Here is a 13,352-nt window from a genome sequence, read left to right on the forward strand (position 1 = left end):
GACGGTTAGACCGTGAATCGATACCCTGCACCCCATACGGTCTCAATGAACTGTGGATTCGAAGGATCAGCCTCAATCTTCTCGCGAATGCGGGAAATATGGACGGTCACCGTCGCAATCTCGCCGCTGGATTCAAGGCCCCATATTTTCTCGAAGAGCTCCTCCTTGCTGAACACCTGATTGGGATTCGTGGCCATGAATACGAGAACCTCGAATTCTTTGGCGGTAATCGCCACTTCTTTTCCATTCAGAAATACCCGATGGGATGACTTATTGATCGATAGCTCTCGAATTTCGATCGTATTCACGACCTTCGGTTTGTTGTCCGTAAACCGTTCATACCGTGCAAGATGTGCTTTGGCTCTGGCGACCAGCTCATTCGGACTGAATGGCTTCGTAATGAAATCGTCGGCACCGAGACCGAAGCCTCGAATTTTATCGATTTCCTCTTTTTTCGCTGAGACAATTAAGACAGGCACATCCAGTTGCTCACGAATTTGCCTGCAGATCTCGAACCCATCGACGCCCGGGAGCTGGAGATCGAGAATAATGAGATCATATTCGCCGCTTTGTGCTTTACGGAGTCCTTCTGATCCGTCGTGGCAGAGCTCCACCTTGTAGTTATGGAGCAGGAAGTAGTCTCGCTGCAGCTCTGCGATATAAGGGTCATCCTCAATAATTAAAATGGTCTTCATTCGTTTATCACCGACGATCTACAAATATTTTCAAAGTAAAACAGATGCTCGTGCCTTGTCCCAGTTCACTTGTGGCCCAGATCGTTCCACCCTGGCCTTCGATAATCTGCTGAGCTATGGCAAGTCCAAGCCCACTTCCGCCTGCGGCTCGACTTCGTGAAGGTTCCTCACGGTAGAAGCGTTCAAAGATATGAGGCAGAGATTCCTGTTGAATGCCAGGGCCATTATCTGCAATCTTGACGACCGCAAGCTCACCTTGCTTCTCGATTCCGATTGTTATTATTTTAGGATCTTGATTCATGTATTTCAGACAATTGTCGAATAAATTCATAATGACACGCTTCAGCTTCTCACGATCTGCAAGCACGAACCACTCCTCCAGAAAGGCTTGCTCCCAGCTTACTTCCACGGCATGATTATCGAATTCGATGGCCAACTCGTCAACTATCCGATGCAGAAACCCACTCAGTTCCACTTGCTCAAATGAGAATGGCTCTTTCTTCAAGTCGAGCTTCGAATAGAAGAGTAGTTCATCCACTAGCCGCTCCATATCCGAAGCTCGTGTATGAATAGCTCCGACATATTTATCAAGCTTTTCTTGCGTATTAGTTACCCCATCCATAATGCCTTCCGCATAGCCTTTGATCGTCGTGATCGGCGTCCTTAGATCATGCGAAATATTCGAGAGCAGTTGCTTCCGGTTCTCTTCATAATGGAGCTGGAGCTGAATCGAATCGTATAGTTGTTTCCGCATTTGCTCGAACGTCATGACAAGCTGACCTACTTCATCCTTAGAAGTAGAACGCAGCTCGAACGTTAAATCTCCATCCTTGATATGCTCTGCCGACTGCCGCAAACCATCCAGCGGTTGAACAATTTTGCGGGTCACATACCGGTAGAGCAAGAAACCGGTTAATAATAGAATGGCTACAAATACAATAATCAATATAGGCAGCAGTGTTCGGACAACCTCTGCAAACGGACTTCTCTCCCGAATGACGAATATACTTCCCTTGTCACCCGCATCCGGCGAGAAGTAGAAATCAAATTTGGCGTAAGAGAAAAAATGACTGCCGGCATTCATCGTATTGCGAATAGAGTTATTACTCAAATCGTACTGCGGTAATATATGTGCGATATTTACATTTTCAAATATGGGTGCTGTATAAATGAGCTTGTTATTTTCCCGAACCACCAGCCCAGCTTGTACCATTTTCAGCTGCATATCGAATTGCTCCAGCACGAGTTGATCCTTCAGCTTCTCCGGATCGTGTTTGGCTAAATATTTCATATCGATAAAGATCGTTTCCTCTTCTTCGGAGAGCGGATGAAGTGAATAATGAATATTGTAGAAGCTGTTAATACTTCGGAAATCGCCAGTTACTGCGACAGAGAGCAGATATGCTGTGGATATAAAAAGGATAACGGAGACAACTACGACCGATGTAAAGGATAGTAACAGCCTAAATCGTATAGAAATGTTTCTCTCACCTTCCCAATACTACTAGCTGATTTATTTATAGTGTGCTCATTAGTCTTGAATTGTAGTGTAGTTTGAGTGACATAGTCAATGACTTCTCACTTGCAGACTGTTAATCAAAGTGGAAAAAGGCTTCTACCTCTAGAGATTCCTAAAGGTAAAGCCTTAGATTATGGGGGAACCAGAGATAACCTAATGACTATCTATAACCCCAACCATTCCCGATAACGGGCTGTTGTTGCTGCTGTTGCGGGTATTCGGATTGATGTCGTTGTTGCTTATTTTGTAGATTTTGTGATGTTGGCTTGCAATTACTAGGGGGGCCGATTACGACTGTGTCTGTTATAGGAGCTAATGTACTCTTCACTTGAGCCTCATTGAGGCAATATGTGTGAGCGAGTATACTAGCTGGCGTTAACCGCAGCATGTCGGAAACGCCAATGAATTCTGGAACTGGAGCATCGAATATGGCGATTAGGTGGGTGTTGTCGACGGTAGCAACTTCATAATGCATCCATCCTTGAGGCACATTCGCCACTTGGCCTGGTTGGATGGGGAAGTTGAGCAGCTTTTTGGTAAAGGGGTTAATAATTGAAACAACAGCCGCGCCGGAAATGCAGATCACCAATTCTGTAGCGTTCTGATGAATATGGGGCTCAACTACGTTACCGGTGCTCAGATAGATGTCTAATATCGACGTGTTTCCTAAAGTATTGAGCTGATTAACGGAAAGAGCATTGATGTAGTTCCGATCGTCCTTTTTGAAAAAGGTGTTATTGCGCAAATCATAAGTAAACTGCACGGATGGTGAAGTGAAATCCATATAAGAAACCGCCATTGTATTCCCTACCTTCGATTCATATAGGCTTTTGACTCAGGGAATATCTTATGTTTCTTACCGTAAGGAAGTGAAGGTTTTATTTAAAAACCAACTTTAGTTGGTTGAGAGAAAAGTGGAAGCTAAGCTATATTTAACTAGTATCTGATAAAAGTGGATTAAGAGAACGTGAGGAAAACTGGAGGAAACTAATTTATGTATCCGTTCAAAAGAAAGATGATCAAAGGGGTTAGTAGCATACTCGCAATGGTATTGGTGTTCTCTATCGTTAATAGTGGATTTGCTTCTGCGAATGAGGCACCGATCAACGAGAGCTCAGAAACCGATGGACTTCCGCTGCAGAACCAGAAGGGGATTCTTTCCGCTCCCTTATCCTCAGATCAAGCTCTTATGAATTATATGACTACGAATAAGTCTGCGCTAGGGCTTAACGATCCGAAAGAGCAATTACAATTATCAAACAAAACAGTAGATTCCTATGGAGGTACACACTATCTCTATCAACTCCAACATGATGGTGTACCTGTCTATGGTAAATACATGAGAGTTCACTTGAATCCGAAGAAGCGGGTTTCAGAAATTCGCAATGAGATGACCTCCTCGGATCTTCCTCTAATGCCGACAACAACATCACCTAAGCTGTCCGGGAGAGATGCGATTAAGGTGCTTAAAGCTGAGCTAGAAACAAAGCTTGGACAAAGCATCCCAGAGGATCAAACGATCAATGGAGCATCCTTTGCTCCAGAGAATCAGGCTTCTTTGATCATTTATCCTTACCAAGGTAGAAGCTATTTGGCCTACGAGATAGTGTTCAATTATCTAGTGCCTGCTCCTGGCAGATGGGTGGCATATGTAGATGCGCTAAAGGGTACAGTCATCGACAAATACAATAGCATTGACTATGCTCAATCACCTGCAACCATAGTAGGGAAAGGGAAAGGCAGAGACAGTGGAAACGTAGAAATCGATGTGAATCGGATTTTGGAAGTCGTTCTTGACGACGACTTCGATGATGTGAGTGTCGCTAACAGCGTCTATTTCATGGAAGACCGAACGAGAGACATGTACAACAGTACAACGAATAAGGGGGTCATCCGAACGTATGATTATTTGGACCCTGTTATTAGACCTGTCACAGTTCCAACTTCATCTATTGATCAATTTGACTTCAATGCAGTTAATGTTCAATTTTACACAGGTTTCGTCTATGAATACTTCAAGAATAAGCATAACCGCAATAGTATTGATGATAATGGGATGAACCTAGTGTCTATAGTGAATTATGAGGAAATACAAGGAGAAAATTACGAGAATACTTTCTGGGATGGATCCTACATGTTTTATGGAAATGGATATTGTTACACCTGTGCTTTGGACCTGATTGGTCATGAGCTCACGCATGGAATAACGCAGTATACTTCTGGACTGGAGTACCGGCACCAATCTGGAGCTTTAAATGAGTCATTCTCTGATATATTTGGAAATTTGATAGAGATGGAATATAAAGGAACAGATAATTGGTTGATTAATGAAGATTCAGGGAATATATACCGTGACATGAGCAATCCCGGAGCATACGGTCATACTGATTTTCCTAAATATCCTCATCCTGCTGTGATGAACGATTATAGATATTTCCCTACGAATATTGATGTTGGAGGCGTTCATTGGAATAGCGGAATTCAGAATCATGCAGCCTATTTGATTGCAACAGAGCTTGATGAACTCGGCATGGACGGCAAGGATATTCTTGGAAAGCTTAGTTATGATGTTCTTGTGAATCGCTTGATGCCGACCTCTACATTGGAAGATTCAAGTGATGCTTTCGTATCTGCGGCTGAAGACTATGTGACGAATGAAAATGCAGATCCACTTATTATTGATGTCGTGCTGGAGGCATGGGAATCGGTCGGTTTACCTTATGGTGATAAGCGTGAAATCACTTCTGTTTCAGTTCAGGGTGCAAGCACAGTATGGATGGACAGAAATTCAATGAGTGCTTATGTGAGAGTCCCAGTTGGAACTAATTTAACCTCGATAGAGCCGGAGATTACTGTCTCCCCAGGTGCAACTTTCAATATTATAGATGGAAATTTTAGCGATGGAGTAGGCTCTTACGCTGTCGAGAGTGACGGTACACTTATTAAGTGGAAGGTATATATTGCGAGTGATCTTCCTCTAATGAGTTACACTTCCATCCCATTTGTTGAACGTGATACGGATGTGGGTGAAGTGGACGGGGAAATTACGATTCATTACAATGTTACAGGTGATCATTTTAACGGTGAACTGGGAGAAGACTTCGTCCAAACAGACAAGATCATAATCGCTCCAGTTCCAGAAGGCTTGGAAGCTCATGCGATACTGGTCGGAAGTAATGAGCTTAGAATTGGGTTCACAGGCCAAGCTGATCATCATACTAACCGAGATGATATTGATAACCTATCGATTGAGCTGATGGAATATGGCATCTATGAAAATTTCAAATATGAGATTGAAAATATGTATAAGACTGGCTTTTCGATTGACTTCAAACATACGTTAGAGCTTGTGTCGAATACAGACACGACGGTATCGCTGGAATGGCCGCAGGCAAGTAATGCCAATACTCTTGAACTTCATCAATCTGATGATCAAGGAGCAACATGGTCAATTGCGACAACTGCGTCGCCCATCCAACCGGGAAGTACGGATGCAACGATTACCGGCTTAACTGCTAACGGACAATATCAATTCAAGCTGGTCATCACCGGTGGAGAAGATGCGGGTGAGTCTGTGCAGGTTGGTGTCGTTACGGCTATAAACAATGCACCTCAAGTGGTGAATCAAATCACGGATAAATCGGCAACTGCAGGCGGAGCAGATGTAAGCGTGTCGCTGGCTAATGTGTTCGCGGACTCGGACGTAGGAGATATTCTAACTTATATAGCAAGCTCTAGTGCACCAAACGTAGCTACTGTAAGTGTAACCGGTGATATATTGACTATGCGTCCGCTAGTTGCTGGTTCATCTACCATTACCGTTACAGCGAATGATGGGCATGGTCATGCAGTGAGTACGTCGTTTACGCTTTCGGTCAAATCATCAGGTGGTAGTTATAGCGGTGGAGGTGGCGGATCGATTGGTCCTGTCACTTCCACGAATGGTAAAATCACTGTGCCAGTAGGACAGTCGGGCAAAGTAAGCTTGGGAACCGATATGACCATCACTATACCAGCCGGAGCTTCATCTAAGGAATTGAGCTTGACGATTGAACGGCTGCTGAATGAAGCTAATGTTCAAACTGGCAAAGAAAACTTAGCAAGTCCAATCTATGAAATCCTAAAGAACTTCTTGGAAAAATTCAGCAAGCCGGTTTCGATGACCTTTACCTTCGATCCGAAGAAGGTGAACAGCGACCAAAGGCCAGCAGTTTTCTATTTCGATGAAGGAAAGAAGATATGGGTAGAAATTACTGGCGGAATTGTGAATGGAAATCAAATTACAATTGAAGTCGATCATTTAACGAAGTTTGTGGTATTAGCGGTGGATATCAACGCAAAACCGGATACATCCACAGATACAAGCATTGTTTTCAGCGATATTGCTAGCCATTGGGCAGAAGCGAGTATTAAGCTAGCGGTTCAGAATGGCCTCGTTAAGGGATATTCGGATGGGACGTTCAAGCCGAACGGAGATGTTACCCGAGCAGAGTTCGTTGTGATGTTAATGAAGGCGCTGAAAGCGAAAGAAACTAGCGGGGATTTAAAATTCAACGATGCTGCTGAGATCGGAGAATGGGCTAAGGTCGCAATCACACAAGCAGTGGAACAAGGTATTATTAACGGTTATAAGGATGGAACCTTCCGGCCTACTGCATCCATCACACGAGCGGAAATCGCTGTAATGATTGCCAATATACTTAAACTGAAAGTGGATGCTAATGCCGTGGCAGGCTTTGCGGATGACAAGAGTATCCCAACATGGGCGAAGAGCGCCGTTGCAGCAGTGAAGCGATCGGGGATTATGCAAGGTCAGAGCGACAATCAATTTACGCCTAATACTGCGGCTACAAGGGCTGTGGCGGTAACAATTCTGAATAAGCTGCTAGAATTGAAGTAAGAGTTGCAATAGTACTTTAATAAATGCATTTCCCTTGGCTGTAGGATCAGAATGTGATCTTACACTGTCACTTAAAGCATCGAGGGCAGTTGTGTCAGAGAAACACCGGATAAAACAAATAGAGCTAATCTCACAGTTTCGTAAAACTGAGGGATAGCTCTATTTGTATTAAAAGATAATCACTGGGTTGCAGGTTGCAGGATTCCTAGAGTGATCTCCCTGCCACCTGGTCATAAAACTGATATTGATCCTTACCTTTTTCCTTAGAGGAGTACAAGGCTATGTCGGCACGCTTGCACAAAGTTTCTGGATCGATTCCGTCATCTGGAGCGAGGGCGATTCCGATACTCAAGGTAATCTTTTCTTCATATACCTTAAATTCTTGAGCGATAGATTGCTTAGCTGCTTCAATAATCCGATTTGCTGTTTGCTCGGCTTCTGTTTTGCTCGTGCTAGACATCATCATAACAAACTCATCCCCACCCAAACGAATCGGGACATCCCCCTTGACGGCAACCGAACGTATGCTGTGAGCCACACTTCTTAATAGAACATCCCCTTGGTCATGTCCGAGGTCGTCATTGACGGCTTTGAAATTATCCAGATCGATCATGAGCAATGCAATAGTTCCTTTGTTGTTCGCTAGAGCAGCTTCTAATAATTCGTCAAATGCGGCTCTGTTTTTTAACCCGGTAAGACTATCGTGAAAAGCAAGGTGCATCGGTCGGGCGACCCATCTTGAGATGATTAACGAGAGAATGATCGTAATGAGTAGGACAGCAATGAGCTGAGAAATAAAGGTTTGTTGGTTTCCCCTAAGAATGGCCTGTAAATTATTCTCGTTATAGATAATCTCTAGAACCTTGGTTTTGGTTGATCCAAGATCATACTTAGATTCGTAATGTACATATCGATAGATCGCAGGCTCAGTTCCCCAATGACTCCTAAACTCAGTCGTTTGTTTCGTGGCAAGTGTTTGTTCGAATGCCTTTCTTCTTTCGGTAGTTAGTGCCGGATTATTAATGGAGTCCCTTAGTGAAAGGCCGCCGATGTTGAGGATGTTGATCTCGTTAATAGAAGGGCTTTGTTGCTTAAGCTCGTCGATACTATCGAAAAAGTTAAACTGCTGAAAAATATCACCATCCTGTAGGGCGTAGCCTAACTGAATGACAAACTTCTTGTCTCGTGTCGCTATGTAGCTGTATTTCTTAAGGATTCCGGATTGCTGCTCGATGTCTAATCCGTCGTGAGCAAAATCGCCTGATGAGCGCCTTTCGTCCAGAACATCCGCTAATTTCTTGCAGCATATTTCAAAATCCAGGCCAACATCTTTGGCAAAGGTGCTATGAGTTATTCGATTACTACTATCGATAATGTAAATATCATACGAGAGTAACTTCTTCAAGGCATCAAAATCCCATTCGTCAAAGGAAGGATTCTCATCGTACTTATCGAGTAAGTAATCGGAGCTTTCCTTCATCTGTATTGCAATGTTATTACCGAATAAGGTGTAGGCCTTTTCCGTCGCTTCTAAGGCATACTTGACCATGATTTCATTGTGTTCAATTTTATCCTGTTGATTATGGATAGCTTGGTCTCTTAACCTCAAGTGATCAACCGTTGCAAGTGTAATCGAAATAGCCATAGCGAATAAGGTCATTGTTGCGATCAGCTTTAGTCGGAAATGAGATTTCACCGGTTTCACCTCACAGTACTCTGGATAGTCGATTATTTGAATGTTGTAAGAGCAGGTGGAAATTAGGTAAAAGGGATCCTATCGAAGTAGTTCAACAAGGAGACAAAAAAACCTTTTTTTCGACTTTAGGAGAAGGCACCTCATGATAACCTTCCGTATCTTATAGACAACAAAAGTATATTGAAGTAATATTAAGTATACTAAATACAAGATAATACTTATCTGAGAATACGCCGGAGGTACTAAGTGATGGATAAATGGACAGCGAAGTGGATATGGGCACAGGAGCGGGATCGGGGGAACAATCATTATGTTGAAGCCCGCAAGACGTTTATGCTCCAAGTGCTTCCGGAACAAACGCTTTTGCGAATAACCGCTAATCAGGAATACAAAGTTTATATTAACGGTGTTGAAGTCGGAAGGGGCCCCTCGCCTTGCGACAATAGATCGCAATATTTCGATAGCTATGATGTCATTTCACAATTACGTCTAGGCGTGAATGTGGTTACTGTTACGGCCTACAATTTCGGGACGGACTCTATTGTAACGGGGCAAAGACAGGGTCCTGGAGGTTTGTTGTGTCAGTTGGATGTCTACTCCTCTCCGGATCAGATAATTCCCGAAGTGATCTTGGCAACCGATGAGGATTGGAAGTGTAGAACTTCTCCGCGGTGGAGAAGAGATTCGATCCGAATGCACCAATGGGGAGGCTATCGTGAGATCTACTTAGCGGACCAGGAAGATAGCTGGGAGGATACGGATTACGATGATTCAAGCTGGGAATCGGCAGCAATCGTTGCACGAGTAGAGGATGTGAATTCCCCTTGGCCACAGTTGATAGCGAGGGAAATTCCGGTATTGAAGTCATCCATACTTCGTCCTGTTAGCTTATTGGGAGAACAAGCGTACCTTGGGTTGATTCACAACGGGCATTCCGTGTTGGAAGGTGTTACTCATTCCGGTGAAAGGTTAGTGATCGACGCATCCACTGCCGGCTCTTATCCGCAGCTTACTTATGATTTCACTAGGGAGGTTGTAGGTTATCCTGAGCTCATCATCGAAGCCCCAGAGGGCGGAATTGCTCACTTGTATTACGGCGAAGGGCTTGAAATGGAGCTCACGGATACGTTCGTGCTCAAGAAAGGTGTGAATCGTCTCTGTTCATTCGGCAGACGTGCATTTCGGTTCATGAAGCTTGCCGTTCAGGCAACGCCTGTGCCGTTAACCGTATCTAGCTTACAGCTGAAATTCGTTCAATACCCGTTTCAGTACAATGGGAGCTTCAGCTGCAGTGATGATAGGTTAAACCAGATCTGGGAGGTTGGTAAGTATACGACGGAAGTGAATAGCCAGGATCATTTCGAAGACTGTCCTCACCGCGAAGCTGCTCTATGGGTTGCGGATGCTGTGGTTATGGCGCGGGTTGTTTATCAGACGTTTGGAGATTTGGAGCTTGTACGGAAGTGTCTGCTTCAATCTGCCCGCATTCAGAACGAGGATGGTTCGATTCCGGGTACTGGGCCTGAAGGCAATCCTTTTACACTCCCGGACTTCTGTGCACATTGGTTGTTTGGAGTTAAAGAATATATAGACTACAGCGGAGACGAGAATTTCCTGATTGAATTATGGCCGACAATTCTCAGGTTGGTTGCCTGGTTCGAGAATCAAGAAGATGAAGAAGGCTTGTTTGCTAGGGCAGATCGAGACGGTTGGTGGTGTTTCATCGATTGGTCCGATGATATCGAACGTAAGGATAAGGTTACAGCGGTGTCTTGTTATTATTATAAATTCCTTAGATCTGTGTCTGATCTTGCAAGACGCATGAAGGAGCAGGAGCTGGTAACGGATCTGGAGACGAAAGCGGAGGCACTTCGTGTAACTATTCGCAGTCGGATGCGTGCTCCAGGCAGTTATTTGTTTGCTGATTGTTTGACTGAGGAGGGGTTATCTAAGAGCATTACCGCTCAAACGAACTTCGTAGCCATTTGGTCAGGAATTATGGAACGGGCTGAAGTTGATCAGTTCATACGAAATGATTTCTTAGCAGGTAAGCTACCACCAATCAAGGGTGCTTTCTTCTATCACATCGTTCTAGAGACGCTATTCTCCTATCCATTTAGGGAAGAAGCCATCGGTGAGATACGTCGTTTTTGGGGAGGTATGCTGGATCGTGGAGCTACAACGTGGTGGGAAACCTTCGATCCTACATTGCCGGCTTGTACCGTTCCAAGCCCTTACCTCGGTCATACACCAACCTACATGCAAGCAGCAATTCCAGTCAGTTTCTCTCACGGTTGGGGGGCATCGCCCACGTATTTACTGACGCGTGAGGTATTGGGGGTGGATGTTTCGAAGCTGGGAGAAGGCTTCGTTGATTTCCGTCCAGCAGCGGTTGGGGGATTGTCTTGGGCAAAAGGATCTGTTCCGAGCTCTTTGGGTGACATTGAAGCTGAGTGGTCTGTTAGAGCAGAAGGTGGTTTCAGCTTCGAGGCTAGTATTCCAAGTGCTTTGCAATGGACGGGAGCGAATCTGAAGGATTTACGAGTGGAGCAAGACGGAGAGTATATCAAGGTAATGGGATGCTTTGATATTTCTCATTAAATTATACTTGCTTTGAGTATATTCATAATGTATACTTTGATCTATAAAGTATACAAGTTGAATGGTGATAGTTTTGTTATCATTCTATACTTGGCTTAGTACACTTAGACATTGCTTTCTTATCTTGTTGAAAACGCTTAAGAAGGAAATCTACAACAAAGGGGAATGTTGAATGAAAAAGAGAACTTGGATGAAAACGTTTATATGTTCTGCACTTGTCATTTCATTATTATCCGCCTGTTCGAGTAACAACAACAATTCGGCTAGCAAGCCGGCGTCTGAGACGCCGACACCTTCAGCTTCTGCTTCTGCCTCAGAGTCGGCATCGGCTGAGCCGAGCGGAGCTCCACAGCTTACTGGGAAATTAAACATTTCACTTTCGAATCAATCACAGGACTTATGGAACGCAGTAGCCGAAGGTTATATGAAGAAACAGCCAGGTGTCAAAGTTACAGTAGAGAATAAACCTGCACAAGGCTACAAAGAGTGGCTTACGGCACAGTTCGCTGCTGGAACACCGGATGTGGATCTGGCTACAATTAACGAAGTAGAAGGTCTTCAGAAGGATAATAAATTCGTCGACATGTATCCATTGTTCGATAAGATGAATCCTTACACAGGCAAAGCTTGGAAAGAAAGCTTAGATCTTGAGGCCATGGGTGTCAATCTAGATGCCGTAGGGGCGAATGATCACTACTACACTTTGAATTTCGAGTCTGTTCAGATCGTCTGGGTGTATAATAAGGAAATTTTCGCGAAGGTTGGCGTAACGGAAGCTCCTAAAACCTTTAACGAGCTGACTGCTGCCTTCGATAAGGTCAAAGCTGCAGGCTTAACTCCGCTAGCAATTGCTGGAGATGCTACCTCCGTATGGAGCGGGCAAGCGGGATGGCTTGTCAGAATTTATGCCGATCAATATTTGCGCGATTATATTAATGTCTCTCGTTCCCAGGAACAAGATTATTCCTTCCTGCCAGGATTGGATGACAATTGGAAATATGATCTGACAAATCCTTATAACGATTCGAATAGCAATGTAACTAAGAACAAAGTACGTCAATGGAAAGCGATTAAAGATAAAGAAGGTCCTTATAAAATTGCTGGTAATCCGCAATGGAAAGCCTATGCAGAAAATTTGAAGAAATTGTTCAGCTATACTCCTGATGGATTCTTCGGTGTTAACGAGAAACAAGCATACAATTTATTTTTAAGCGGTAAAGCAGCTACGATGATGAGCAGTCCGGCATCGTACTGGCAGCTTCCTAAAGATTTCGCTGAAGCTGACAAGAGTGGTAACGGTGGTGCTGTGAAGCCATTCGAATACGGATTCTTCAATATGCCTTCGATGGAAGGTCCTGAAGTTATGGCACCTGCCCGTACGATTCAAATTCCAATAGGTTTCTATGGTCTAGTATCGAAGGATGCAGTTCAGAACGAGATCGGCGCTGACTTCTTAATGTATGTGACTAGCCCAGAAGGCTACGGCGTATATTTGGAAGCAATCCAGAATAGTAAGGATGCGGCTCTGTCAGGCTCCCCGGCTCTCAAAGATATTAAACTGCCAGAAGAGATGGCTAAAGCTTTCGCAAACTTTGAACCTATCGGTAACACAGAAGGATTCTATAGCGCTGCGAATAACCTTGCTCGTGGACTTTGGGATTATCAACCGTCCGTACAGGATTGGGTAGGCTCGATTCAAAAATACTTTGCTGGCAAAATCACGACAGACGAATACTTGAACGATCTACAAAAGAATGTGGATAAGAACTTCGAAGGTGCACTTAAGGAATTTAAGTATGAGATGAATGATCTAGTGACGCCAGAACGCGAGCCACCAGTTAGGAGTTAAGTGAATAGCTGATAAGTGTTCTGTAATCGGGTTTAACAGGTTTAGCAGAGCGGATCGCGGTTTCCGCGATCCGTTCTTTGTTAGACGAAAGG

At 44.1% G+C, this 13,352-nt stretch carries 7 protein-coding genes; 3 read left to right on the forward strand and 4 right to left on the reverse strand.

Annotated elements, in window-relative coordinates:
• Positions 1-5: 5 nt before the first annotated feature.
• From M1K58_RS22050 to M1K58_RS22060, 3 genes are all read right to left on the reverse strand, one after another.
• Entirely contained in the window at positions 6-695 is a 690-nt protein-coding gene (locus M1K58_RS22050) for a response regulator transcription factor (protein WP_256761049.1), read from the reverse strand.
• A 7-nt stretch (positions 696-702) separates the two neighbouring features.
• Positions 703-2,175, reverse strand: a complete 1,473-nt coding sequence (locus M1K58_RS22055) for a sensor histidine kinase (protein ID WP_256761262.1) — start codon at positions 2,173-2,175, stop codon at positions 703-705.
• A gap of 199 nt (positions 2,176-2,374) precedes the next feature.
• A complete protein-coding gene (locus M1K58_RS22060) occupies positions 2,375-3,013 on the reverse strand; it encodes a cupin domain-containing protein (RefSeq protein WP_256761050.1) in 639 nt (212 codons plus the stop codon).
• Positions 3,014-3,208: 195 nt separating this feature from the next.
• Between M1K58_RS22060 and M1K58_RS22065 the strand changes: the two genes are divergently transcribed.
• The gene (locus M1K58_RS22065; RefSeq protein ID WP_256761051.1) at positions 3,209-7,114 is read left to right on the forward strand and encodes an S-layer homology domain-containing protein; all 3,906 of its coding nucleotides are present in this window, start codon (positions 3,209-3,211) and stop codon (positions 7,112-7,114) included.
• A gap of 205 nt (positions 7,115-7,319) precedes the next feature.
• Here the strand turns inward: M1K58_RS22065 and M1K58_RS22070 are convergent, their stop codons facing one another.
• On the reverse strand, positions 7,320-8,810 hold the full coding sequence (locus M1K58_RS22070) for a diguanylate cyclase domain-containing protein (protein ID WP_256761052.1): 1,491 nt from the start codon (positions 8,808-8,810) through the stop codon (positions 7,320-7,322).
• 249 nt (positions 8,811-9,059) lie between these two features.
• On the opposite strand from M1K58_RS22070, the gene M1K58_RS22075 reads away from it, so the two are divergent.
• Both M1K58_RS22075 and M1K58_RS22080 read left to right on the forward strand, forming a co-directional pair.
• The gene (locus M1K58_RS22075; protein ID WP_256761053.1) at positions 9,060-11,411 is read left to right on the forward strand and encodes an alpha-L-rhamnosidase-related protein; all 2,352 of its coding nucleotides are present in this window, start codon (positions 9,060-9,062) and stop codon (positions 11,409-11,411) included.
• Positions 11,412-11,583: 172 nt separating this feature from the next.
• Complete coding sequence (locus M1K58_RS22080) at positions 11,584-13,260, forward strand: ABC transporter substrate-binding protein (protein ID WP_256761054.1); 1,677 nt, start codon at positions 11,584-11,586, stop codon at positions 13,258-13,260.
• Positions 13,261-13,352 lie beyond the last annotated feature (92 nt).

It is taken from the genome of Cohnella sp. WQ 127256 (assembly GCF_024519285.1).
Taxonomy (GTDB): domain Bacteria; phylum Bacillota; class Bacilli; order Paenibacillales; family Paenibacillaceae; genus Cohnella.